Source organism: Clostridium zeae, assembly GCF_017312485.1.
Classification (GTDB): Bacteria; Bacillota; Clostridia; order Clostridiales; family Clostridiaceae; genus Clostridium_AR; species Clostridium_AR zeae.
In genome coordinates, this window is record NZ_BMBA01000006.1 from 181,493 (window position 1) to 206,918 (window position 25,426).

Sequence of the window (25,426 nt, forward strand, 5' to 3'; positions counted from 1 at the left end):
ATAGAATAACAAATGTGTATGTCAAAGGGAGATTTTTCAACATGAATTTAAGTCTTTTAAAAAGATATGTCCCTGTTCTATTTGTAGTTATATGCGGTCTTTTTGTTGGGGTATATCTATCTTTCATATATGATAATCAAAATGCAAGTGCTACAATAATTAAAGTTAGGTCTTTTTCACTAAAACAACACTCTCCATTTAACTCCAAAGTCTCATATAATGGATTAGTGCACGTGGTTGATTATGATACTTCTATTGTAATTGATCTTAGATATGCTACTGATAATAACTTCACTAAAAAAAAGGTTTATCCAAAAGATATATGCCTTCTACAAAAAGGTACTCTTGATAAGCTCATTGCGGCAAATAATGAGTTTAAGACTCTTGGATATAGAATAAAAATATGGGACGCATACCGCCCACCAGAAGTACAACAGTATTTTTGGAGCATAGTTCATGATACCCGCTTTATTGCAAGTCCTTATGCAAATTGGTCTAGACACAATAGGGGAGCTGCGGTTGATATCACATTGGTTGATGAAAATGGAAAAGAAATAGAAATGCCTACTGGTTTTGATGAGTTTAGCACCAATGCGTATAGAAACAGTACTTCGATGAGCGTGACTGCTAGAAATAATATGAATTTACTTACTTCCATCATGGAGAAACACGGTTTTAATCCAATACAAACTGAATGGTGGCACTACGATGATAAAGATGCAGATAATTATCCAGTTGTAAATTTATCTTTAAGTGATATACAATAATAAAAAATTCGCTAAAGCAATCTTCTTTAGCGAATTTTTTTGCGCATCTGCCTTTTCTGAACGTAGTGAAGAAATTCTGGCAGGCGACATAATTTTTATTTTTTACTGTTTACCCTAAATGGCTGTTCTAAGCTCTTGAAATTACTAGGTTTAGCTAGCAAAATTTTTATACTTTCTTTAACAGTAAAAAATTTATTCAGCATGATATTCATTTACTAATTTTTGAACTAACTTTTTAATTACACTTGCCTGCGCTATAAGGGACATCACCATAAAGAATATTCTTATTCTTTCTTCATCAGATGAAGCGAGTTTCAAGTTTTTCACGAAATCTTCTATCTTCTCTTCATTTAACAACGGTGCTTTCAAAAAGTCATTGAAAGTATCTGTTTGAACCTCAGAAAATACTTTATAAGCATCTTCCCATGATATTATGTCATCAGTTCTATCATTTATCTCATTAAACGCTAGTCTAAATACTTTCTTTATTTCCTCTGTTGTTAGTAATGGCCTCATATAGCTTAGAAGCATCAATTGAGCAAGGTGTAATTTTGTATAGCCTCTCTTTTTTCCATCCTCTGGTTTCGTTATTACTTCACTTTTTATATAGTTTTGAACAATATTGTTTGTGTATTTATCATCTATAAACTTATCATTTAAATAATCAATAACTTGCGATAAAAATAAATCATATTTCGGTAACTCATCATAAGAAACCATACTGTTCTTTGACATTTCTTCTGCTAATTCTATTACATAGCTTAAATCGAAACTCTTGTCGTCCATAATAACACCTCTAAATATAATCAATTTACTTTATCTTTTAATAATATTATATAGTACATATAAACCTATTACAAGTTAATTCCACCTATTTATTTTGCCTATTTGGGATACTTCACTCTATCAACTTTTGACAAAATATATTAATAAAATCTCTTCCATATATATTAACATAGCTACAACAAATTACTACAATAAAAACTACTTGAGATTTAGGATTAAATTGTTTCATCTTTAGTAAAATATTTAATTATTGTATTTTTCCACACTAATCCACAGTTATTCACAGGTTATAAACAGTATATGTTGATAACTTAACACAACATATTGTGTCTGTATTCAAAATGTAATTTTTTTTGCACATTATCCACAATTCACATGTGGATAACCTGTTTATTACATGTGGAAATACTGCTAAAATAATTTATTCTTCAACAAATTATTTCATTTTAATGCCTTTAAAATATTACATTATTTTTACAGCTCAATTATTTTTTGCATTTATTAATTATTTGCCTTGCTAATAACTTGTTAATTTTATAATATTATTGGCTTATTTTCCATATAAATATAAACAATTTTTATTTTTTTTACATATACTATTGATATAGCAATATAAATATCTATCACAAATAGATTAATTTCGACAATACTAATCTACTATTCCAACAAATTACTTTTTTTATTTACCAAATTTAATTTTTAATAAATGCTCATTTTTTTCAATAATTTGCTATTAATTTCTTTAAAAATATTAATTTAATTATTTATTATTGAAGATATAGTAAATTTATTGAGGAATTATGTATTTTTAATGAAAATTAGCAGTATTGACTTTTCAAAAAAATGGTAGTATATTATGGATATAAGTTTACTAAATAAAACTTTTGTAAAAAACTTAAAAATATTATCAATTAATATTGACTTTATATTACATTTTTGCTAGTATTATAATATAATTTGTCGAAAGATGTAGGATATGAGGAGGAAACAAAAAATGAAATCAACAGGTGTAGTTAGAAGAGTAGATGAGTTAGGAAGAATAGTTATTCCTATAGAATTAAGAAGAACTTTAGACATAGCAGAAAAAGATGCTCTAGAAATATATGTAGATGGTGAACAAATAATTTTAAAGAAATATGAACCAGCTTGTATATTCTGCGGAGACGCAAGAGATGTTATAAACTACAGAGGAAAGAATATCTGTAAGAGCTGCTTAGTAGAACTTAAAAACGATAACAAATAATTATATAGTTTTAATTTTTACTTTAAATAAGCGCTTCAACTCCCCTTGAAGCGCTTATTTTCTTTGTTTCATATGAAAACATATAATTTAAAACCCATGTGATTTAACTATCTTATTTGATTTATTAACATTTTACTGTACAAAAAAACTTAAAAATTCTCACGCTACATATTGGTAGAATACTTATAAACCTCTGATTTAGGAAGTTTTCGTTCCTTTGCCACCATTTTGATCGCTTCTTTCTTTTCCATACCATTACTTATATTTCTCAAGATATGTTCTTCAATGCTTAAATCTTCCCATGTTGCTTTCTTTTCATTTTCAATATCTTCTTTAGATTTACCTTCTAAAACCAATACAAATTCACCCTTAGGCTGTTTATTTGAAAAGTATGAAATGGCTTCGCTAATAGTAACTCGCACAATTTCTTCATGAAGTTTAGTTAGTTCTCTACATATAGCTATTCTTCTATTACCAAACACTTCTTTCAAAAAGTCTAATGTATTTAAAAGTCTATGAGGTGCTTCATAGAATATTATAGTTTCACTTCTATCCTTAAGAGTATTAACTACTTCCATCCTATCCTTGTTCTCTCTAGGTAAAAATCCTCTAAACATAAACTTAGTAGTATCAAAACCCGAATAAACCAATGCAGTAGTAGTTGCAGTAGCTCCAGGCAACACTTCAAATTGTATGTTTTCTTCAATGCACCTTTTCACTAGTATTTCACCAGGGTCTGATATCCCAGGCGTACCAGCATCTGATACAATAGCAACAGATCTTCCCGAATTAATTATACCTATTATATCTTCGCTTTTACCATACTCATTATGTTTATGGTAACTTATTAGAGTTTTTTTAATCTCATAATGATTAAGAAGTTTTAAAGTTTGCCTAGTATCTTCTGCCGCTATTATATCCACTGTTTTAAGAACTTCTAAAGCTCTCAAGGTTATATCCTTTAAATTCCCTATTGGTGTAGGAACTAAATAAAGCTTTGTCATACTTATTACCTTCTTCCATAGATTTTTTCTATTTCATCACTGTACTGTCCATTGTCATTATATACATAAAGAGGGGCTTCCCATTTCATAAACTTTCCACCATCTCTCTGACCTTCTACTAGAACTATATTTGGTTCCCTTGTTGTATTAGGATGAACCATCCTCACTCTTTTAGGCTCAATTCTATACTTTCTCATCAAACAAAATATATCAGCAAGACGTTCCGGTCTATGTACCATGTAAAGTCGACCATTATCCTTAAGGAGAACTCTCGCTGCACTTATTACATCCTCTAAGGTACATAATATTTCATGCCTTGCAATAGCCGTTTTATCACTTGGATTAATTATTCCTGAACTAGCTAATTTATAAGGTGGATTTACAGTAACCACATCTGCTTTTTTTATGCTTTTCAAAAGTTGTAAGTTTGTTAAATCTCCACATATAAAATCCATCTTGTCTTCAAGTTCATTTATCTTAATACTTCTGTTTGCCATCTCTACCATTTCTTCTTGAATCTCAAGTCCAGTTATACTTGAAGCCTTAGTTTTTCCAGCCAATATAAATGGTACTATTCCTGTACCTGTGCACATGTCTATAACTCTGCTATTATTTTTTACATTAGCAAAATTGGCTAATAGAACTGCATCTACGCCAAACCTAAAACCATCTTTTTTTTGTATTAAGTGTATTCCACCTAACTGCAAATCATCAATACTTTCATCTTTATTTATAATCTTCTTTATTTCATCTCTATTTATATCTAACATTTTGTTCCTCTCTCTTTTTGATTTGATAGATATATATATCTACAATATATCATTGCCATCTAATACATTTATATATTATACCTAACAATAACAAATATTTAAACAAATCATTTTATCATAATTCATTCACATAGTAGATATATTTTGCATATCTATATATTGGCAAAAATAAAAAAGTCACTGAAGCGACCTTCTTCAGTGAGTTTTTTAACGCATCTACCTTTCCGAATACATGTGAGGAAAATTTGGAAGGCGACATAAATTTTATTTTTTTACTGTTTACCCTAAATAACTGTTCTAAGCTCTTGAAATCGCTAGGTTTAGCTAGCAAAAAATTTTATACTTTCCTTAACAGTAAAAAATCCAATGAAGTCTTATTGACCTCATTGGATAAACAATTTACTAACTATGCTCTCATTTTTAAATAATTATTGCACTCTTCTTGATGCAACATAACCATAGATAGGTCCTACTTTTACATCTTCACCAGTTCTAGGTGCATGAATCATTTGACCACCACCTACATATATACCAACATGTTCTGGTCTTGATGAAGTTCCTCTTGTAAATACCAAATCACCTGGTTGTAAATCTGCGTAAGACACTGCAGAACCAACATTTATTTGATCATATGTTGTTCTTGGAAGGCTAACTCCAAACTTTCTAAATACATAACTAGTGAAACCTGAACAGTCAAAAGAACTCGGTCCAGTAGCCCCCCATGCATAAGGAGTACCTAAGTACTTATAAGCTTCTGATAAAACTGAAGAAGATGAAGCCGGTACAGCTCCTCCTCTACTGTATACTGGAGTTGTAACTGTAGTTCTACTCTTTACTGTAGCTTTAGCCTGTTCGATATAATTTACTATCTCACTATCTAAGTCAGAACTTACTACAGTTTTTCTCACTTGTCTTAACATATCTATAGCAGAATTCAAGTCTGAAGTTGAACTTGAAGCATTTTGTATTATAGATACTGGATATTGTATAAGCACGCCCTCAGATTGTTTTAAATCTTGAGCAACTTTCTTTTGTTGTTCCTGTAAATCTGCAACCATTTTAAGCTGATCACTCTTCTTAGCATTTAATTCATCTAACTGCTTTTGAGTACTTTCATTTAATTTGGCTAATTGATCATTTTTTGTTTTTAAATCATTTACCTTATCATCAAGCTTTTGCTTTTGATCCTTTAAGTCGCTTATGATTTGTTTATCTAAACTCATAAGCTTTCCAACAGCTTCCATTTTGCTGACGAAATCACTAAAATCTCTTGAACTTAGAATTACTGCTAAATAACTTTCCTGTCCTCCAGTTTTGTATATAGCTCTCATTCTTTCTCCAAAGACTTCTTCTTTGGCATCAAGATCTGCTCTAGCCTTATCAATCTCATCTTCAGTGTTTTTAATTTGCTTTTCTGCGCTCTTAATTTCATTTTTATTTTTATCAATCTGTATTACTAACGGTTGGATTTGGTCATCTAATGCATCTATCTTATCAGTCAAATCACTAATCTTATTTTTCACATCGGAGTATTTGTCTCTACTATCTTGTATTTGTTGCTTTTGACTATCAGTAAGTGGCTCCGCATGTGCCTGTACACCAATCCCAAATACCAAACTGAATACGATTAACGTTGATATTGCTCTCTTATTCATGCGTATTCTCAGTTTACACATATTATCAGAAATACTATAACACATGAAAACTGCTCCCCCCCTATCATTGTTTTATACTAAAATTATAACATTAAACACTTTTCGATAACAATATAAATATTTACCAATTTGTTACCTTTTATGTTTTGTTAACAATTTGTTAATCCTTTTAATTCCTAAAACTGCTATATAACTGGGCAAATTGTATATCCAGACTAAAATTATAATTTTTAGTTAACACTTATAATATAGTTGTTTATAAGGGTATTTTTTATACATACCTTTTACTGGATAAAACACCAATCAATATTTACGTATAATTTGGCAACATAATTGGAACTTTAAAAACATTAGAGAATTTTTTTCATTATAATCCACTTTATATAAATTAATGCTATTTATTTGGTAATAGACATATTTGATTCACTTTATATACCTGATGATTATTAAATTCTTGAAATAGTTAGTCCAATAGTATTAAAATAGTGTTATGCGTAAAATCAAATAACATTAGTGCAAATGCATTAAGGAGGAATTTATTTTGTATAGATTTAAGGAAGTAAACCCTTCTCAGATAAATGAGTTTAATTCCATTAATAAAAAAGGGCATATATTTCAAACATCATATTGGGCTAGTATAAAAAAAGAATGGTCTCCAAAATTTATTGGAGGTTTTGACGAAGATGATAACTTAGTTTTATGTGCTACTATGCTTCTAAGAAAAGCACCATATGTAAATGCTTATATGGGCTACATGCCTAGAAGCTTTACCTGTGATTATAAAAATAAAAATCTTTTAATTGAATTTACTGATTTCATAAGAAGTTATGCAAAAGATAACAAGATATCTTTCATAACAGTAGATCCTGATATACACTTATCTGAAAACGAAAATCTTTTAATTGAAGGCGAAGAAACAAAAAACTTTTTAAAGAGTTTAGGTTTTAATAACACTGATTCAAAAAACTTTGAGGCAATTCAGCCAAACTTTGTTTTTAGACTTAACCTACCTCAATTAGAGAATAAAGACCAGGAAAAGAAAGATGTCTTTAAAACTTTTTCAAATAAGACTAGATACAATATTAAAGTATCTGAGGATAGAGGTTTAACCGTAGAAGTTTATGATAAGAACAATATCTCTGATGAAGTATTGTCAAGATTTCATGAGATAATGGTTACCACCGGAAAAAGGGACAACTTTATAGTACGTAAAAAAGATTATTTTAAAGATATGATTGATAATCTATCACCTTATTGTAGATTATATATGATTAAATATAGCTATGAAAAGGACTTTTCTACTGTCAACGCAAAGCTACAGAAACAAGAGCAAGTACGTGAAAAGGCACTAGTTAAGATTGATGAATTGAGATTAAAACTCTCAGAAGAGAAGGATGAAGATAAATCTGCCAGAATTCAAAAGAAGATAGATGACCAAGATGGAAAACTAAAAGAATCCGAAAGACAAATAGAAGGATTCAAAACTCGACTTAAAGATATTGAACCATTCAAAGGCCAAGAAATATATCTTTCAGGATCTATATATCTTTACTATGGCGGCAAGGCTTGGTACCTTTATGGTGCTTCAGAAAACATTTTAAGAGATACTATGCCAAACTTTGCTATGCAATGGGCTATGATAACAGATAGTATTGATTTAAATTGCTATCTATACGACTTTAGAGGAGTTTCTGGAGATCTTAATCCAGAGAACCCATTATACGGTTTATACAAGTTTAAGAAAGGTTTCAATGGAGACTTTGTAGAGTTTATAGGTGAATTTGATCTTGTTATTAACAGCTTCATTTATAATCTATATAAAAAAGCATTCCCTAAATTTAAAGAAATAAGAAATAAAATAATGAATAAGAATCAGTAATAACTTAACTATAACTAAAAAACAGCCTTCTTAGTAATTTTAATATTCTAAGAAAGCTGTTTTTTTAGTTAGGCGATGTTAAAGCACCGTGTTGAAATTAAGTGGTTATACATCCGATGCTTTAAAACCACTTAATTTTAATAATACTCTTAAACATAGCCTTTAATTATTAAATCTCACTGTTATATTAACAATTTCGCTTCTGCTTCCTAACCTAATCGGTGGCCCCCAAGTGCCATAGCCTGATGAAACTATTGCATTTAAGTCCTTTTTCTTTAGATACCCATAATCAACCTCAAATATTCTACTGGTTATTAAGTTGTTAGGAAAAAATTGCCCCTTATGTGTATGACCTGATACTTGTATATCTATATTATTTTTCTCTGCCTCTTCTAGAGCTGAAGGGGTATGATCAATTAATAAAACAGGTTTTCTCTTATCAACATTTTGTAATATGTCTTCTATGCTCTTTCTCTTTTTTTCAGTTCTATTTATAGAAATATCGTCTCTTCCAACTACATAAAACTGATTATTAATTTCCTTAGCTTCATCCCTTAGCACTTGAACTCCATATTTACCTAACTCTTTAGTTATAGTTTCTCCCTCGCCTCTCATGATATCGTGATTACCAAGTGCAGCATACGTTCCATACTTTGAATTAATTTTCTTAAATTCAGCTGCCATATTGCCATTTATAAAGGGTTTAATTTCAGTATCAACTATGTCTCCTGCAAACAATACGATGTCTGGATTTAGCCGGTTAATCTCCTCTACCATCGTACTTGCTCTCTTACCATCTATAAGATTACCTAGATGTATATCAGAAACCATAACAACATTTAATTTATCCATTCCTTGCATGCTTTTATTGACTTCCAATTCATATTTTTTTACATATGAATGACTACCATTCCATGTTCCATATATCATCACAAATGATATAAATAGAACTATTATTAAAGTTGTAGCAAAAAGCAAATTATTACTTCCCCTCATGCTTGGTATAAATGAGTATCGTCTATTAACGAATGCAATTATATCAACAACAGGTAATATAATTATTAAATAAAAGAATATTCCTATCCAATATACTCCTATTAAATTGAAGATATCAAAAATCTTTCCTGACACGTAATTACCTAAAAGCATAGTGACAATATAAGCTACTGCTACAACCCAAAAAATGCTCCAAAATATAATACTATTTACAGGCATCTTTACTGCTATTCCTTTATATATTCTAGTACCAATATAATAATTACTTAAAGCATATATGCCAAAGAATGCTATAATTAATAATACTATCTTATAGTTCAAGTGAACTACCTCCAATCATAACGTTTAAAGTTTTCTCTATGTTTGACTTCAACTTATATATTCATGTATTACTTTAACATGTTCAAAATTAAAAATAAGAGTTACCTTATCAGGCAACTCTAGCTAATTCCGTACTATTTTATGAATTTCTTACTCATCTTTGCTTGTATAATCGAAGAAGAAAGCATTATCAGCAAAAATACACCAATCCAAACCTTAGTCAAAGACGGGAAGAAATAGTCTAATCCTCCAATTACAACTCCAATTATACCTAGTATTAAATTGAACTTACCATTAAATGCAATGTACCCATTTATATCCTTTGCATTGCTTCTTTCAACATTCTTTCTCAATCCTTTACTAAAAAGTACGAGTACTCCAAAAATTATGTACACTATACTTGCTATTTCTATTATTATAGTTGTAAGCTTCATTAATAATCCCTCCATCTAATATAATTCCAATAATTATATATTATACAACATAAAATATTAAATTTATATCCTATATTTTTCATTTTGTATATTGACACAAATGTAAAAGTGCTTTATAATTAACAATGTGTCACGGGGTGTAGCGCAGATGGGAGCGCGCGTGGTTTGGGACCATGAGGTCGCAGGTTCGATCCCTGTCACCCCGACCAAAAAGGAATTGTATATATACAATTCCTTTTTATTTTACCCTTGTATTTATAATATTTAATATATCATCAATAACTTCACCATACTGCTTAACTTTTTCTGTTAAATCACTATTTTCCTTTAGCAATCTTTTATTTTCATTATTTTTAGCCTCTAAAATTTTATCAAGACTTCCAATAATTGAAGAAAACTCTTGATATCTTGTTCTTAAACTATCTATTTCTTCTGAAAAGTTATTTAATTTTTCCTTAACATTCTTTATTGTTTCTTCGTCTTCTGAAGTATTTTCTACTTTTGGTTCTTCATAAATCTTATTATCTTCAAAACTATCAACAACAGTAGTTCCTTCCATTGCAAACATCAATTGTAGTATCTTTAATCCATAATCTTGGGACGCAGCCCAATTGCCTGAAAGCTCTTCTACATATTTAACCTTTCCAGTTAAATATGAAAAATGTCTAGTATCCGTAGTGTTATCACTTGGATAACCTTCTGCACCTGCATATAGTGCCAAATGATCTAGCTGTGCTATCACTCCGTCCTTCCAACTAGCAAACTTAACAAAAGAGTCAGCTGTATCATCTCTACCAGTTGTACTTTTTAATCCAGCCGGATTCTTATAGCTTTCATCTATACTACCTTCAAATTTTCCAAATCCAGTTTCTAACGCAGCTTGTGCATAGGCTATTGTAGGGTTTATATTTCCATGATATGAATATAAAGACCAATATAAATCCGCTAAAGATATAAACAAGTCTGTTGCTTGATTATTTTTTGCCCACTGCTTAGCTTGATCTTTCAAACATGATGTCTTTGATATTAAAGGTGTAAGTTTATTATCATTAGTATCACTTGAATTAGTGCTCTCTTTATATGGCTTACCGATATAATTAAGAAATCCTTTAGCTATAGAAAGTGCAACTTTATCCTTAAAACTATCTTCTCTTAACAATGCTTCTTCACTAGAATTACTTATAAAACATGTCTCAACCAATATTGCAGGCATATTAGTTTCTCTTAGCACAGCAAAATTTGCAAACTTAACGCCTCTACTACTTAAATTAATTACACTTAAGACACTATCCAATACCCTTTTTGCTAATAATTCTCCTTCTCCACCTTTTACCAATGCATATACTTCTGTTCCATTGGCAGACTGAACATCCGCACTATTTATGTGTATGCTTATAAAGTACTTACAATTAGCATCATTAGCTAACTTCGCTCTCTCTGAAAGCCCCAAATAAGCATCATCATCTCTGGTTTGTTCCACTGTAACACCTTGTTCTTTTAATATTTGTCCACATTTTTTAGCGATATAAAGGTTACATTCTTTTTCCTGCAACCCTGTTGGTCCTATAGCGCCTGGATCTCTCCCTCCATGTCCAGCATCCAATACTAAATCTATCATATATAAATTCATCTCCATATAATATTCAACTATTATATGTATATTTAAATAACTGTATATTATTAATTATTTTTTATTTTTTCTCTCTAAATTTTCATAAAAATTTTCTTCTTTTGATGCAGCTTTACATAAAGATATACAAAAAAGGACGACTACGACTGAAAAAGCTATTGCTAACATATAAAACACAAATATCACCTTTTCTCTAAATAGTTTTTAGACTTAAATTTCATATTATGGCTATAATTAGTATGTGTAATACAACTTATTTTATTCACATAAATTTATTATTTTTTTACAATATATGCTTACATTCAATGAATTAATTAACATTATAAAGAAAATAATATTAGTATATTTGTCATAAATATAATCATATTTATTATATTTACCATTTAATAATTAGGAGGAGTTCCATGAAAAAAGAATATGAAGCTTTGTTCAAGAAAATTGTTAAGGCATATTATGAAGATGACTTTGACAAAGTGGTGAACGAGATAATTAGTGATCCTAACTTTGATAAGGAAGAAGCAAAATCTATTATAGCCACATTATGTGGCGTGGATGTTGATAAAGATGATAATTACCTTTATAACCTAAAAAAAGCGATAACTGATTATAAGGTAAAAGAAAGAATAGTAGAAAAAGTGGGCAGTTGCTCAGATCATTGTAAGGATAAAGCTTCAGGCCTTACAAAATGCCAATTAGCTTGCCCATTCAATGCCATCGTTGAAGACAAAAACTTTGGTAACACTTATATAGATGATACACTTTGTGTTGATTGTGGACTATGTATTGATGCTTGCGATAGCGGTAATTTCATTGATAGAATAGAATTTATTCCAATCATGGAATTATTAAAAAACAACAAAAAGGTAATAGCTGCAGTAGCACCAGCTATTTCTGGCCAGTTTGGTGATGAAGTAACCTTAGATCAACTCCGTTCTGCATTTATCAAACTCGGCTTTTCAGATATGGTTGAAGTTGCATTTGCTGCTGATATGTTGACTATAAAAGAAGCAGTTGAATTTGATAAGCACGTTAGCAAAGATGGTGGATTACTGATAACTTCTTGCTGCTGTCCTATGTGGGTTGGAATGTTAAAGAAAGTTTATAGCGATTTAGTAAAAGATGTCTCTCCTTCAGTCTCTCCTATGATTGCCGCCGGAAGATTGATTAAGACATTAAATCCTGATGCTAAGGTAGTGTTTATAGGTCCTTGCATAGCTAAAAAAGCTGAGGCTAAAGATAAGGATATTGATGCTGCAATCGACTATGTACTAACCTTTGAAGAACTAAAGGGTATTTTCGATTCTTTAGCTATTAAGCCTGAGGAGTTACATGGTGTTCCTTCCATTGAGTACGCTTCGAGAGGTGGTAGGCTTTATGCTAGAACTGGTGGGGTATCAATAGCTGTTTCTGAGGCAATTGAAGAACTTTTCCCAGAGAAACACTCTATTTTCAAAGCAGTTCAAGCAAACGGAGTGAAAGAGTGTAAGGCAATCCTTGAAAAAGCTCAAGCAGGTGAAATTGATGCAAACTTTATAGAAGGTATGGGCTGCATAGGCGGTTGTGTAGGTGGACCAAAAGCTCTAATCCCAAGAGAAAACGGAAGAGACTTTGCTAATAAGGTCGCTTATGATTCTCCAATAAAAGTTGCTACGCATAGTGATGTAATGACTCAGGTATTAAAAGAACTTGGGATAAACTCATTAAAGGATTTTCAAGATAAAGAAAAAATAGAAATATTCGAGAGAACATTCTAAAAGCTATAAAAACAAAATTATATTTCAAAAACCACTATCAAATTATTTTATTACTAATATTATGATAGTGGTTTTTGTTTTACCTTATAGATGTATATCATCGTAACGCCATCTGTATTTTTTAAACTTCACATTTCAAGTGAGAATTTGAAAAATAATCGTATCATTGAAATATTACATCTTTAGATAAGCTCCTTCATTTTGATTAATTGATAATTCCCACTATAATTTGCACATTTTTTACGAATCACAATACGTTTTTAATATTTTTATGTTAATGTTATTATTAAATATCTTTTAAGGAGTGCTTTTGCTATGATTGAGAAACTTTTTCAGCAAGACCAACTTATTTTAATCAAAGTAAATAAATCATTTAGATGCGGCTTTTTCAATTTTCTGATGCCTAAGCTAACCTATTTAGGATCAGTACAATTTTGTATTTTGTTATCTATATTTGCTATTATTAATATAGATTCGTCTCAGAACTTATTAATATCGCTTTTGTGTAGCGCTATAATATGCCATATAGTGAAAATTTCTGTCTGTAGAGTAAGGCCATTTTTAGTTATTAAGGATTTATATACTAACAAGATAGGAATAGATAGATATTCATTTCCATCAGGTCATACTACTGCCGCCTTTTCCATTGCAACATCTTTTTGCTTTCTATTACCTCATTTCTCAGTTTTATATATTTTTCTAGCAGTAATTGTAGGATTCTCACGATTGTATCTTGGCGTACATTATATTACCGATGTATTTATAGGAATGCTCATAGGAACTGTAATTACTTTTTTACTGAATGTCTATATGTAAATTTTACATTGCTATATTTATTAATTTGCACTAAAATTATTATACAAGCTTCTAGTAAACTACTAATCTTAAATGTAATTTCAAATAGATTGTTTTCTATAATTATATTTAAGCATTTAATATAGTGAAAATTGTACAACCTAGACTATCAACTTGCCTACTCTAATAGTTTTATTTGTGGAATTAATGAATTTTAATGAGGTGATTTTTAATAATGTTTAAAGATATAAAAGCAGCAATATTTGATTTAGATGGTACTCTAATAGATTCTATGTGGATATGGGAAAAAATCGATACTGATTATTTAATAAATAAAGGTTATTCAAAACCTGAAAATCTTAAAGACGAAATAGGTCACCTTAGCTTTGAGCAAACAGCAATATATTTTAAAAATAAATTTAATATTCACGATACAGTGGAAGATATTATGAAGGAATGGCACTCTATGGCTGTGGCTCATTATACCACAGATGTAAAGTTAAAGCCTGGTGCAAAGGATTTTTTAATAAAGCTTAAATCTCTAAACATTAAAATAGGACTGGCTACTTCTAACTCTCACGAACTACTCAAAGCTTCATTAGAAGCTAATGGTATATATGAGTTATTTGACGCAATCACAACAACTGGAGAAGTATCAAGAGGTAAAAACTTTCCTGATGTATATCTTCTAGCAGCGGAAAAATTAGATGCAAAACCTAATGAATGTATGGTCTTCGAAGATATTCTTTTAGCAGTAAAAGGAGCTAAGTCTGCAGGTATGCATGTTGTTGGTGTGTATGATGAAGCAGAAAGCCACAACACTGACGATATAAAACATCACGCCGATCAATATATAATCAATTATAAGGATATATTGAAGTTAGCTTAGCCTATATATAATTATATTTCTGTTCTTTATGCCAATATAAAGTAAGTTATTTAAAATAAAAAAAATCGCTGAAGCAAATTTCTTCAGCGATTTTTTGCGCATATGTCTTTTAAAATGAATATAAGAAATCTTATAATAAACACTAAATCATGTTAAGTATCTTTTTTAAATAATTTGATATTTTATTATTTGAGTCATAAATAAGGGTAATTAATCCCCATGATATAAATATATATTGAAATGGGAATATTTGAAGTTGAGTTCTTAAAAACCATCCACCATACTGCATCTTATATATAGTTATAAATCCAATAAACATTGTCAAGGTAGTTATGACGAAACTTACATCTCTTTTAATTGCTTTTATTAACCCCAAACACATTATTGGAAAAGAAAGTACTAAAAATAAAGTTTCAGGATACAGAACTCTCAATATAATAGATTTAGTTGATGTATATAAAGTAGTTCCACTGTTTATTAAAAAGTCTAAGTTAACTAAGCTCAAAATCACACCTGAGAAGAACTTTAATATACCTTGTGAAAATATATATGCCTTTAGCACACTAAATATATTGAAAGCATATAATTTGGACGCGATTGCAACTAGTCCTATTAATAATATTAATAAGGAAATAAGTATTATTAGTATATTTATTTTCCTGCTTATCAGGAATTTTATGATTACATATAATGCAATTAGCATTAATGTTAATAATAATGCATAACGCCTTAAATACCATAAACAAATTATTAACAGAACACATCCAATTATATGTAGCAATTTATTTTTCGCCTTACTTATAGATATTACCTCATAAAATATTAAAAATATGTTTATTGAAATAAATATATCCCTTAAGGCAAATGAAGAGAAGACTGCAAATGTAGGCATAACAGCCATCATTAATGCACTTAACTTTGCGATATGTTCATTTTCTGTAATATTATAAACAAATTTAAACAATAATAAAACAAAAGTCACGCTTGCTAGTATGTTTATTATTTTAATGCTTATTAGTATGTCTCCATGATTTATAAACTTAACAATTCCCATAAACAAGTTATAACCATATTGATCTATACCTGTTATAGTTTTTAAGTCTGGCCAACTAAAATTCACTAATGCTTGGTATATGTAATCACTAGTTGAATAGTAGAATATTTCATCTGTCTGTGTATATGATAATACGGTTCTATATTTATAATAATTATATATAAGCATAGCAGCTGCAACAACTACCCTCACAATTAAAGCTAGAATTGTTATCCTTATAAAGGTATTTTTATATTTATAATCTCTTTTTATTATATTCATTAAAATCAGGACAAATATACCAGTAAACACCAGTGCAACATACAAATTAAATATCGTAGCTATTGTAAATAGCACTATACTTGAAACTCCAAATATATTTTCATAATTACCTTGAGGCTTTACAAATTTGTACAATAGCATTATTAGAAATGAATATAAAATTGCTTGAAAAATATTTATAATCATCGAATTGAGCTTAATATTGCTATATGTTATTTTACTTTGCTCTAAAGGAGATATGTGAAAAATAATATTATTGCTTTTCAACATGCTTGCATAGTCATCATAAACTCTATTAATAGTTTTATCATCTACCCCATTAACAGAATTAAATCTTATTCTATACTTCGCATTAATCCCTTCCTGAGCCAATACATTAACTTTAAAATCCCCTTTATATTTTTCACTAAAGGTTTTATTAAGGGTATTTAGTTTCTTTAAAAATGCTTTATCAACGCTATCAGAAACATTATGGTCCTTATCTACTGTATATAACTTAAAAAGCTTATATTGTTCAACATCAGTTTTTTTTATAGTTCCTACTATAATTGATATTATGCAGATAACTATAATACAAAAAATCAACTTGTATTTATGATTAACTTTACTAAACATCATTTTCCCCTTTAAGATTATCAATATCATTCTTCAAATCATGAAATATGTTTTTCTCCATATCACTATTGAAAATTGACTTTTTAATTAGTATACAAAGATTATTTTTAACTTCACTGCTACCTTTAAAAATCATATTCACATCATAATCTGACATGTTCTCTATTTCCGATTCAAATAAAATTCCTATAATTGTCTTGTCTTCTTTCAATATCTTTCCTAGTGAATCATAAACATAAGGTTTATTATTATCTTGTGTATTAAACAATTTGCTTGTATTTGGGGTAAATACCAATATGTTATCACTGAAATGCTCCTTATTAGCATTTAAAAACTTCTCTATATCATCGAAATTAAGTTTTATCCCCATGCCCTTTTGAGCTACAGAATACAAGTTCTCTTCTCTAAGGTTATATATATCATAATTTGCTTTCTCTTCTTCAGTTAACGCAGAAGAATATTTTAATTTTATATCTGAATTATCTTTCCAATTCGTACTATTTGTTATGGATATATTATATTTATTTAAAACATTTTGCAGTGCTAAATTCATTTGTGGTCTACTTAAGTCAGAAAATACAATGGCTTTTTTAGTTTCTTCGCCTCTAATGGGTGATATATTTATAATAACGGCAACTAAAAAAACTACAGTAAAAAATATTACAATATTTTTGTTCTTTCTCATATACTTCTCCTGCCTAAAACTACCTCGTAGTAATATTCCAATTTATCAATATAATCATTAATATTATATTTATTTTTTAAACACTCATATGCATTATTTGCTATTTCAGTTCTCACATCTTCATTTTCATATATATAAATCATACTTTTTACTAATTCTGTTTCTGATCTTTCTTGTAACATTATGCCGTTCTTTTTATTTTCTATCAGTTTCGCGAGTCCTGCAACTGGTGTTGAAATAACCGGTTTCTTCATTGCCATTGACTCAAGAACTGCTATAGGCAAGCCTTCTCTAACCGACGGCAACACAAAGCAATCAAAAATATTCATATATTCATATATATTTTTTTGATATCCAGCAAAAATCACCTTATCTCTAATTTGTAATTGATCCACAAGTTTTTCAAGTTTTTCTCTTTCTTCACCATCTCCAACAATCAATAAGCAAGCTTTTTGATTATTCTTAGCTACTTCATAGAAACTTTGTATCAATAAATCGGCTCCCTTTACTGCTATAAGTCTTCCTAGAAAACCAAAAACAAATTTATCTTCACTTATCCCTAGTTGCTTTTTCAATTGATTTCTGTCTCCAACTTTAACTTTCTCAAATTCATTAAAATTAAAAGCATTATCTAAATATACGATTTTATTTTTATTTGCATTATTATTATTATCTTCATAATATTCTTTGACTAATTCTGAGCATGCAATAGATAAGTTGTATTTGTCTCTAAAAAAGCCATCAATACTCTTCATTAATTTATTGTTTTTCATCCACTGATAAGTTACATGTATATGTGATATCACTGGAACCTTATATTTTTTTGCTGCTATATACGACGCTATGGATGGCTTTACATCATGTCCATGAACTAAATCTATGTTATATTCTTTTATAAGCTTACCTAATTTATTAATTTCTAATGGATTAAGCTTATTTATATTTATTATAAAACTCTTGATTCCCTTTTCTTCATAATACCTTTTTAGCTCCTCACCTGAACAAACTGCATAACATTCATATTTGTCATTAAGATTTGTACTAATGTCAGCAATAACCTTTTCTGCTCCACTTAATCTTCCAGTAGCTACGACATGAAGAATTTTTATTTTATCCATAGTACCCTCCTGCATCCTTATATAATATAAATAAATTATTCTGTTATGAATTCGAATTTGTATCTTAAAATCATTTAAATATTAGTGCCTTTTTGTACCTATTCCAAATCTACTTAAGATAGTAAAAATAGTCTCATCTTTTATAACATATAAAATTAAAGCATATAATCCACCATTTATTAGCATAGCTACTATAGCAATGAAAAGCAACTTACTAATATATAATTTAATCAGCATAGTTATAGGAATGAATATAAGAGATATAATTAAATATCTTATTTTATCTAAACCCAACAAATTAAAATTCACTTTCATTTTAAATTTAATAAAACTATATTCTAAAATCACTAATACTATATTTGATATTAACGTGGTTATAACTGCAGTTTCTGGTCTTAAAATACCTAGTTTTAAGATTATTACCTTTAAAATTATATTGATTAATCCACAAATAAGTAGGAAAAATACTAAATACTTCTCTTTACGCTTCACATAAATTATCTGGTTAGTTAAAATTGATTCTATCCCCATTGAAATTAAAAATATACTAAATGCTCTTAATACTGGTACAGAAGGTAAAAACTCACTCTTTGCATAAAGCACTATTATTTCTTTTGCCAAAGAAAATAATCCAATGGCCGCTGGGAACATAAATGCAAAATAAAATTTTGATACTTTATTTAGAAGATTTAAATAATTTTCTTCACTTTCTTCAGAAATATTGGATAGTCTAGGTATAGTAACATATACTACAGATAGTAGCATTGGATTTATTAGCGTTATTATAAGTTGACATATATTATAAAACCCGACTGCACTTTCTCCATTATATATTCCCAACATTATTTTATCAAATTGTGTATAAAGCATATATGCATTTGATATTAGCAAAACAAAAATTAGAGGCTTTATATGTTTAACTATTGATAAGCCTGAAAAATCAAATCTGATTTTTCTTTTTATATAAATAAAGCTAGTTACATTATTTAAAATAAATGTAATTGTAGTTAACGAAACATAAACATAGAAATCACTTTTGCTTTTAACTAAAGCAAATAACAAAATTATATTTATTATTCTTATAATTATGGTCTTCACTGTAATAAAATCATAATTTTCTAAGGCTTCATTTACCCATTCTATGTATAGCGAATCTTGAATCATCGTTATGCTAAAAATTAATAGAACAAAAAATTGTGGTCTTCCATTAAAATTTAATAAAACATAACTTAAGTATATAATAAATACTGTTACATGTGTTATTAATCCAAATAAGAAAAGGCTTGTAAATGTCTTATTGAGTTTTTCTTTATCATCTCTTATCTTGCTTAATTCTCTTAATGCATAATTATATATACCAAATGAAGCAAATATCATGAAGTAATTATATATACTTTCTGAATAAGCGATTCTCCCCATTAATTCTGGACCAAACACTCTTATTGGATAAGCCCCTATTATTATTGGCACTATTATATTGAATATTCTAAGTAATATGCTGTAAATAGTATTTTTTGCTATAGATTTACTCATTGAACTTCTCTCCAAGATTTTATTATTAATTTAATTTTCACTCACAAAAAAACACGAAAGCTTGAGAATACCTTTTTAATTCAATTGTTAAATGTATATATATAGATTCTTTACAATAAATAAAAAGATATACAAAATGTATATCTTTCTTAATTAATATATCAATAATATGCTTCAATATCAATAACTACACTGTTATTAATCCTTAAAACTTAGTTTTCATGTCTATAGTTGCGAATTCATCCATAGGGAAATTTATCGGCATCCCAGTTAGTCTAGACTTATAGGCTGCTAGAATTATTGACATAGCTTTTCTTCCTTCTATTCCATTTACATAGGGTTCTCTATTTTCCTTAACTGCTTCAATTACATCCTTAAATAAAGGCGTATGACCAAATCCATATACTGTATCTGGATCTTTTTCAAGTTCTTTAGATGTATTTTCCTCATCTTCTATTTCCTCGAATCTCCATACATCCACTTTATTAACTGCAAGACCTCCAATTGAAACGGTTCCTTTTTCTCCAAAAATATCTAGTGTTTCTTTAAGATTTTTTGGATATACACACGCACTGCCCTCTATTATCCCTATAGCTCCATTTTTAAATCTTACTAAAACTGCTCCAAAATCTTCACCCTCTATATCCCTCATGAAGGTATCACATTGAGAGTAAACTGATTCAACTTCTCCACCAAGCATCCACTGCAGCAGGTCTATATTATGTATACATTGATTCATAAGGGTCCCACCATCTAGTTCCCACGTACCTCTCCAAGGTGCTTGCTTATAATAATCCATATTTCTATTCCAAAGTATTCTAGCTGTCCCATTAAGTATTCTACCAAATTTATTTTGTTCTACTGCACTTCTTAATTTCTGTATAGAAGAATTAAATCTATTTTGATGACTCACACATAATTTAACATTATTTTTGCTAGCGCATTCTATCATTCTATCTGCATCTTTTATAGATAATGCTATGGGTTTTTCACATATTATATTCAATCCCTTATTCATACAATCTATAGATATATCTGCATGATATCCACTTTCTGTAGCCACAGTGACAATATGAATTTCTTCGTTAGCTATCATAGCTTTGTAATCAGTGTAAACCTTAGGAAGTTCATCCTCTGGGCAAAGCTTCTTATACTCATTTGCCTTATTAATTGCATTTTCAAGTACTATATCACATACAGCAACTAATTGTCCTTCTTTTCTATTATTAGCTATCGCTTCTACATGTTTATATGAAATTCTACCGCATCCTATTATCGCAAACTTATATCTACTCATTATATTATTCTCCCCTGTTAATATATTTCTTTAAAATATCCTTACCATTACTACCGTAACATTTCTTATCATGCAAATAAATCATAATTTGTTCATACACACTATTCCATCTACTTACCTGAGGATTGAATCTATCCAAAGAAGAGTTGTGCCAAAGAAAAGTAAATATCCCACTATAAGCTTCTACTTGATTAATTAAAAACTTTACCTTTTCTGTTGCCTCATCTAATCCATAACCACTATACCTGCTATCCATTATTGAAGTTTCCATAACTATTAATGGTATTTCCCATATATCTAAAACTCTGTTTTCCAGTATATCAAACGGCTTATATGGATGGCATATGCCACATCTAAATCCTTCCGAATCTGCAAAACTTAGTGTACAGTCATACAAAAAGCCCAATTTTTCTTGTATCCTCCAAGTAAATGGAGCACTAAATCTTAGAAAATGTTGTCTTATCCCATATTCTTCAGATTTAACAATACTATCAAGATTTATTTTTTCTTCTTTCATCTTTAAGTAATCATTATAACTATTAAAACTTCCGTGATACCCACATTCAAATCCATCTCTTTCAAGATCAGCAATTAAATCTATCACTCTCTTATCATTGTATATATATTTATTATCAAAGTTCGTCTCTCCACCGGTCATAAAATAGAAGGTTGATGTAAACCCAAGCCTTTTTTCCATATCAGCGATATATTCAAATGTCCAATAAGGATCTTCTTTATAATCAGACTTACTCTGAACATAATTTGCTAGATTTTTTAAAGCTAAAGCAATCTCTTTATTTCTTACTAAAAGTTTAACTGAATCTTTTAATGCTCGTCCTAAATTCGTATGTTTTTGTATCCAATCTACATCATGCGTAAAACAGGCTGCAAAGCTATTATCTCCCCAATGATGTTTTCTAACAAGCGAATTATCAAGTTTTTTTAATAGTACCCATATGAGTTCTATTTGTTCATTTACTATAGGTCTATTTAAAAAATTATTTTTATATGCTACCGATTCTTTTGCTGAAAATCGATTATATATCTCATCATCACTTTTGTAATTTAACACAACCTCTTCATATCTCGATAGCATAAAGAATATATCTGATACAATATCAATATTAGAAGTAATCTTATTAATTTCTTCTTTTATAAATAACTCAGCATCATCACTAAAAATTGATATTATATCTTTTTTATTTTTTATATTATAATCTAGGTTATATTTTCTTACACTTTGAGGTACCGAGTCAGCTTCGAGATATCTTTGTGAAAATAATTTATTTGAATTTTCAATTATAACTTTCTTATCAAGTTTATCTATAAAGTTTGAATATTTTTCACTGTCTTTATAAACTATATTTACATTACAAAAATCAATTTCAGCACTTAAATTAATCTCATTTTCAGTATAAAAATAAACATCTATTCCAAGAACCTCTGATACAGTAGTAAAAACATATTCTATCTGTTCTTTAAACTTCTTATTTTCAATAAAAATTCCAACCATAATCACTTACCTCTAAGTTTATTGTATAGTTTGTTCAAGGCATCACTGTTGCTATATATATCTTTAATTATTATTTTTATAAGGCTTTTTTTCGCCATATATTTACTTATATTAAAATATGCTTTTTGTTCAGCCCCAAAAGACCTAAAAAATCTTTCTATATCTTCTATCATACTACCCTCGAAATCAAACTTTTTAGTGACTTTGGAGCAGTATTTTATGGCCTCCCATATAAGAAGAGTATTAGATTCAGAATATCTAAAGTTAGGATCATTAGCTCCCATTAAATAATAAGCCGAATTTTCATCCCATACTACAAAAACAGCAGAATGAACATTTCCTTCATCATCTTCTGCAAAAAGAATTTTAACACATCCATTAGCAGAACATGCTTCATAGATTTTTTTAACAACTTCTAAACTATAAGGAATCTTAATACTCTGCCTGTTAAACGTCATAGTATTAAGCTTATAAAAATCTTCGATATTCATATCCTCTTTTATATTAACGATCTTCTCAGACTTTCTTATTTGATTTCTAGTTTTTGAATCTATATTATTGAATATATTATCTATATCATATAAATTCTCGATTACGTAGGTATATCGCGTAGTCTGAGTGAAACCTTTCCAATAAAAAGGCAACCAATTTGTTACTCCATAATGAAAATTTTGATTATATTGTTCTAGCTTCAATTCGCTCAACTTATCGATGATACTATTCATTATATCTTTTTCATATGCCAGTTTCTTTGCATACTTCTGGTTGCTTGGATAGGCAATCCAAACACCATTTTTTTGAGTTAATACAGGCTGTACAATTGATTTTTTGCCTTTGCTTTCTCTAGCATAATAAGGTAAAGCTCCAACTATCTTTCCACCTTTATCTACTAGTATCACATCCCAATTCGACTCACCACATACCGCGTCCATCCACCAATCTTTAGAGAATATAGGAATAGTTTTTTCTATCTTGCAAAGTTCTCTGTATCTCTCTTTATCAGTCATTATATTCCCTCCTATATCAGATCAATAGCTTTCATTGCATTTTTTATATTTTCTATATTTCCTTGTTTATAAAATTTTTGTGAAACCTTAATAACATCATCTCTATTAACTACATTGATATCATTTATAGCCTTTACAAGCTCACAAGGTTCATCTACATATCTTGTATATTCAGCTTCTGTAAGTAAATCTCTAAGATTATCCTCACTAAGATTATCAATATTAACTAATATATTAGGTGTACCAAAAGATAGAGCTTCTATAGCACAGGTGGAATATACTGTAAGATGTAAATCACAATATCCCACTGAGTGGTAAAAATCTATACTTTCTTCTATGATAACATTTTTAGGAAAATTATACTTACTGAAATCTTTATTAAAGTATCTAGGTATAAACATATATAATATTTCATTATCACTGTCTGCAGCAGTCTTAATAAAATCTATTAATTTTTCTTCTATAGTTATTTGCGAGGTAACCACCACTATTTTTCTATACTCTTTCCTAAGCTTCGAAAAATATCTTATAAACTTATCATTTTCTTTACTGTCTCTTATAACATCTTCGATATAATAGTTTCCTATGGAATAAATGTTTTTGCTTTCAATATAATTATTGCTTATTATATTTTTAACATAATCTCCAAACACAAATATATAATCACTAAAAACATCTTTTCCTATTGATTTAAAAATATTATAAGCATAATGATTGCTATTTATAATACCATGTTGGAATTCAACTACCCTTATGTTGTGCTTGTGAGCGCTAAAAATAAGAGCTTGATGCATTAAATTATAATAACAGTTCACAAAAATCGCCCTGCATTTATTTGCTTTTAAAAAATCATCAAAAACTTCCACATACTTAAAAAAGTTATTAATTATATCAACATAATTAACTTTAACTCCATAATTTCTCTCTATCTCATCAAGTATATGGCAATTATCTATTTTCACCTCTACCTTTTTAGCAACTTTCTTTATATCAAATAGGCTGGTACTAATATAATTTTTATGATAATATTCGCTATTATCTTTATGCTTTGACTCTATACAATTTAAGCATACTAAAGTTTCACTACCAAACTCCTTAATGAATCCATGTGCTATTTTATCTGAAACTTTTGAATCTATAATACGTTCTTCTAATCTATCGGTAAATATTATATAAGGATAATTACTGAAATACTTCTGCACATTCCAAAGGCTATTAGATATTTTATTTAAGGCCCTAGTATATTTACCATCTGCCACATTATTAACACTACTTCCCCCACCATTAATAACTAAGCTTTCATAGGAATTAGCATAATGCCATCTTAAAATCTGCCATACCTTAAGTTCATTGGTAACAATATCTTCAACTTTATAATTTAATTCTACTTCCTTTAAAAAATCCATTGGTTTCATCATTA

Annotated in this window: 21 protein-coding genes and 1 tRNA gene; 7 read left to right on the plus strand and 15 right to left on the minus strand. The window is 29.0% G+C overall.

The features are described 5' to 3' along the window. The first annotated feature begins 41 nt into the window (after positions 1–41). Entirely contained in the window at positions 42–767 is a 726-nt protein-coding gene (locus tag J3477_RS21050) for a M15 family metallopeptidase (protein WP_206872138.1), read from the plus strand. 192 nt (positions 768–959) lie between these two features. On the opposite strand, the gene J3477_RS21055 is transcribed toward J3477_RS21050, so the two are convergent. After that, entirely contained in the window at positions 960–1,553 is a 594-nt protein-coding gene (locus tag J3477_RS21055) for a DUF1836 domain-containing protein (RefSeq protein WP_206872140.1), read from the minus strand. A 994-nt stretch (positions 1,554–2,547) separates the two neighbouring features. Here J3477_RS21055 and J3477_RS21060 point away from each other — a divergent pair. After that, positions 2,548–2,796 (plus strand): AbrB/MazE/SpoVT family DNA-binding domain-containing protein, encoded by a 249-nt coding sequence (locus J3477_RS21060; protein WP_206872142.1) that lies wholly within the window; start codon positions 2,548–2,550, stop codon positions 2,794–2,796. A 164-nt stretch (positions 2,797–2,960) separates the two neighbouring features. Here J3477_RS21060 and rsmI read toward each other — a convergent pair whose 3' ends face one another. The 3 genes from rsmI to J3477_RS21075 all read right to left on the minus strand — a co-directional run bounded on the left by rsmI (position 2,961) and on the right by J3477_RS21075 (position 6,225). Next, entirely contained in the window at positions 2,961–3,806 is an 846-nt protein-coding gene (gene rsmI / locus J3477_RS21065) for a 16S rRNA (cytidine(1402)-2'-O)-methyltransferase (RefSeq protein ID WP_206872199.1), read from the minus strand. Next, the gene (locus J3477_RS21070; RefSeq protein WP_206872145.1) at positions 3,806–4,570 is read right to left on the minus strand and encodes a tRNA1(Val) (adenine(37)-N6)-methyltransferase; all 765 of its coding nucleotides are present in this window, start codon (positions 4,568–4,570) and stop codon (positions 3,806–3,808) included. Before J3477_RS21070 ends, rsmI begins: the two co-directional genes overlap by 1 nt. Before the next feature lie 428 nt (positions 4,571–4,998). After that, complete coding sequence (locus J3477_RS21075; protein WP_206872146.1) at positions 4,999–6,225, minus strand: C40 family peptidase; 1,227 nt, start codon at positions 6,223–6,225, stop codon at positions 4,999–5,001. 541 nt (positions 6,226–6,766) lie between these two features. Here J3477_RS21075 and J3477_RS21080 point away from each other — a divergent pair. After that, positions 6,767–8,104: a lipid II:glycine glycyltransferase FemX gene (locus J3477_RS21080; RefSeq protein ID WP_206872148.1), complete on the plus strand. Its 1,338-nt coding sequence runs from the start codon at positions 6,767–6,769 to the stop codon at positions 8,102–8,104. A gap of 162 nt (positions 8,105–8,266) precedes the next feature. Here J3477_RS21080 and J3477_RS21085 read toward each other — a convergent pair whose 3' ends face one another. After that, complete coding sequence (locus tag J3477_RS21085) at positions 8,267–9,421, minus strand: metallophosphoesterase (RefSeq protein ID WP_206872150.1); 1,155 nt, start codon at positions 9,419–9,421, stop codon at positions 8,267–8,269. A 134-nt stretch (positions 9,422–9,555) separates the two neighbouring features. Beyond that, complete coding sequence (locus J3477_RS21090) at positions 9,556–9,855, minus strand: hypothetical protein (RefSeq protein WP_206872152.1); 300 nt, start codon at positions 9,853–9,855, stop codon at positions 9,556–9,558. 133 nt (positions 9,856–9,988) lie between these two features. Here J3477_RS21090 and J3477_RS21095 point away from each other — a divergent pair. After that, positions 9,989–10,064, plus strand: a tRNA-Pro gene (locus tag J3477_RS21095). A gap of 29 nt (positions 10,065–10,093) precedes the next feature. Here J3477_RS21095 and J3477_RS21100 read toward each other — a convergent pair. Continuing rightward, positions 10,094–11,473, minus strand: coding sequence for an N-acetylmuramoyl-L-alanine amidase (locus J3477_RS21100; protein WP_206872155.1), 1,380 nt, complete (start codon positions 11,471–11,473; stop codon positions 10,094–10,096). Between the two features lie 416 nt (positions 11,474–11,889). Between J3477_RS21100 and J3477_RS21105 the strand changes: the two genes are divergently transcribed. The 3 genes from J3477_RS21105 to J3477_RS21115 all read left to right on the plus strand — a co-directional run bounded on the left by J3477_RS21105 (position 11,890) and on the right by J3477_RS21115 (position 14,923). Further along, positions 11,890–13,239 (plus strand): [Fe-Fe] hydrogenase large subunit C-terminal domain-containing protein, encoded by a 1,350-nt coding sequence (locus J3477_RS21105; protein ID WP_206872156.1) that lies wholly within the window; start codon positions 11,890–11,892, stop codon positions 13,237–13,239. Between the two features lie 315 nt (positions 13,240–13,554). Next, positions 13,555–14,055 carry a phosphatase PAP2 family protein gene (locus tag J3477_RS21110; protein ID WP_206872159.1) on the plus strand — a complete coding sequence of 167 codons (501 nt, stop codon included), beginning with the start codon at positions 13,555–13,557 and terminating at the stop codon, positions 14,053–14,055. 214 nt (positions 14,056–14,269) lie between these two features. Next, the gene (locus J3477_RS21115) at positions 14,270–14,923 is read left to right on the plus strand and encodes an HAD family hydrolase (RefSeq protein WP_206872162.1); all 654 of its coding nucleotides are present in this window, start codon (positions 14,270–14,272) and stop codon (positions 14,921–14,923) included. 142 nt (positions 14,924–15,065) lie between these two features. Here J3477_RS21115 and J3477_RS21120 read toward each other — a convergent pair whose 3' ends face one another. From J3477_RS21120 to J3477_RS21155, 8 genes are all read right to left on the minus strand, one after another. Then, positions 15,066–16,853 (minus strand): hypothetical protein, encoded by a 1,788-nt coding sequence (locus J3477_RS21120; RefSeq protein WP_206872163.1) that lies wholly within the window; start codon positions 16,851–16,853, stop codon positions 15,066–15,068. Beyond that, a complete protein-coding gene (locus tag J3477_RS21125; RefSeq protein ID WP_206872164.1) occupies positions 16,846–17,538 on the minus strand; it encodes a hypothetical protein in 693 nt (230 codons plus the stop codon). The genes J3477_RS21120 and J3477_RS21125 overlap by 8 nt, the downstream gene beginning before the upstream one ends. Next, a complete protein-coding gene (locus J3477_RS21130; protein WP_206872165.1) occupies positions 17,535–18,656 on the minus strand; it encodes a glycosyltransferase in 1,122 nt (373 codons plus the stop codon). Before J3477_RS21130 ends, J3477_RS21125 begins: the two co-directional genes overlap by 4 nt. An 81-nt stretch (positions 18,657–18,737) precedes the next feature. Continuing rightward, positions 18,738–20,189, minus strand: a complete 1,452-nt coding sequence (locus J3477_RS21135; protein ID WP_206872166.1) for an oligosaccharide flippase family protein — start codon at positions 20,187–20,189, stop codon at positions 18,738–18,740. A gap of 205 nt (positions 20,190–20,394) precedes the next feature. Continuing rightward, on the minus strand, positions 20,395–21,486 hold the full coding sequence (locus J3477_RS21140; protein WP_206872167.1) for a Gfo/Idh/MocA family protein: 1,092 nt from the start codon (positions 21,484–21,486) through the stop codon (positions 20,395–20,397). A gap of 4 nt (positions 21,487–21,490) precedes the next feature. Further along, the gene (locus J3477_RS21145; protein WP_206872168.1) at positions 21,491–22,999 is read right to left on the minus strand and encodes a polysaccharide deacetylase family protein; all 1,509 of its coding nucleotides are present in this window, start codon (positions 22,997–22,999) and stop codon (positions 21,491–21,493) included. A 2-nt stretch (positions 23,000–23,001) separates the two neighbouring features. Continuing rightward, on the minus strand, positions 23,002–24,006 hold the full coding sequence (locus tag J3477_RS21150; RefSeq protein ID WP_206872169.1) for a GNAT family N-acetyltransferase: 1,005 nt from the start codon (positions 24,004–24,006) through the stop codon (positions 23,002–23,004). 11 nt (positions 24,007–24,017) lie between these two features. Further along, positions 24,018–25,424 (minus strand): glycosyltransferase, encoded by a 1,407-nt coding sequence (locus J3477_RS21155; protein WP_206872170.1) that lies wholly within the window; start codon positions 25,422–25,424, stop codon positions 24,018–24,020. Positions 25,425–25,426 lie beyond the last annotated feature (2 nt).

Coding starts and splice junctions, on each gene's coding strand:
- J3477_RS21050 (WP_206872138.1), top strand. CDS start 42: ATGAATTTAAGTCTTTTAAAAAGATATGTCCCTGTTCTATTTGTAGTT.
- J3477_RS21055 (WP_206872140.1), bottom strand. CDS start 1,553: ATGGACGACAAGAGTTTCGATTTAAGCTATGTAATAGAATTAGCAGAA.
- J3477_RS21060 (WP_206872142.1), top strand. CDS start 2,548: ATGAAATCAACAGGTGTAGTTAGAAGAGTAGATGAGTTAGGAAGAATA.
- J3477_RS21070 (WP_206872145.1), bottom strand. CDS start 4,570: ATGTTAGATATAAATAGAGATGAAATAAAGAAGATTATAAATAAAGAT.
- J3477_RS21075 (WP_206872146.1), bottom strand. CDS start 6,225: ATGAATAAGAGAGCAATATCAACGTTAATCGTATTCAGTTTGGTATTT.
- J3477_RS21090 (WP_206872152.1), bottom strand. CDS start 9,855: ATGAAGCTTACAACTATAATAATAGAAATAGCAAGTATAGTGTACATA.
- J3477_RS21100 (WP_206872155.1), bottom strand. CDS start 11,473: ATGATAGATTTAGTATTGGATGCTGGACATGGAGGGAGAGATCCAGGC.
- J3477_RS21105 (WP_206872156.1), top strand. CDS start 11,890: ATGAAAAAAGAATATGAAGCTTTGTTCAAGAAAATTGTTAAGGCATAT.
- J3477_RS21110 (WP_206872159.1), top strand. CDS start 13,555: ATGATTGAGAAACTTTTTCAGCAAGACCAACTTATTTTAATCAAAGTA.
- J3477_RS21115 (WP_206872162.1), top strand. CDS start 14,270: ATGTTTAAAGATATAAAAGCAGCAATATTTGATTTAGATGGTACTCTA.
- J3477_RS21120 (WP_206872163.1), bottom strand. CDS start 16,853: ATGTTTAGTAAAGTTAATCATAAATACAAGTTGATTTTTTGTATTATA.
- J3477_RS21125 (WP_206872164.1), bottom strand. CDS start 17,538: ATGAGAAAGAACAAAAATATTGTAATATTTTTTACTGTAGTTTTTTTA.
- J3477_RS21130 (WP_206872165.1), bottom strand. CDS start 18,656: ATGGATAAAATAAAAATTCTTCATGTCGTAGCTACTGGAAGATTAAGT.
- J3477_RS21135 (WP_206872166.1), bottom strand. CDS start 20,189: ATGAGTAAATCTATAGCAAAAAATACTATTTACAGCATATTACTTAGA.
- J3477_RS21140 (WP_206872167.1), bottom strand. CDS start 21,486: ATGAGTAGATATAAGTTTGCGATAATAGGATGCGGTAGAATTTCATAT.
- J3477_RS21145 (WP_206872168.1), bottom strand. CDS start 22,999: ATGGTTGGAATTTTTATTGAAAATAAGAAGTTTAAAGAACAGATAGAA.
- J3477_RS21150 (WP_206872169.1), bottom strand. CDS start 24,006: ATGACTGATAAAGAGAGATACAGAGAACTTTGCAAGATAGAAAAAACT.
- J3477_RS21155 (WP_206872170.1), bottom strand. CDS start 25,424: ATGATGAAACCAATGGATTTTTTAAAGGAAGTAGAATTAAATTATAAA.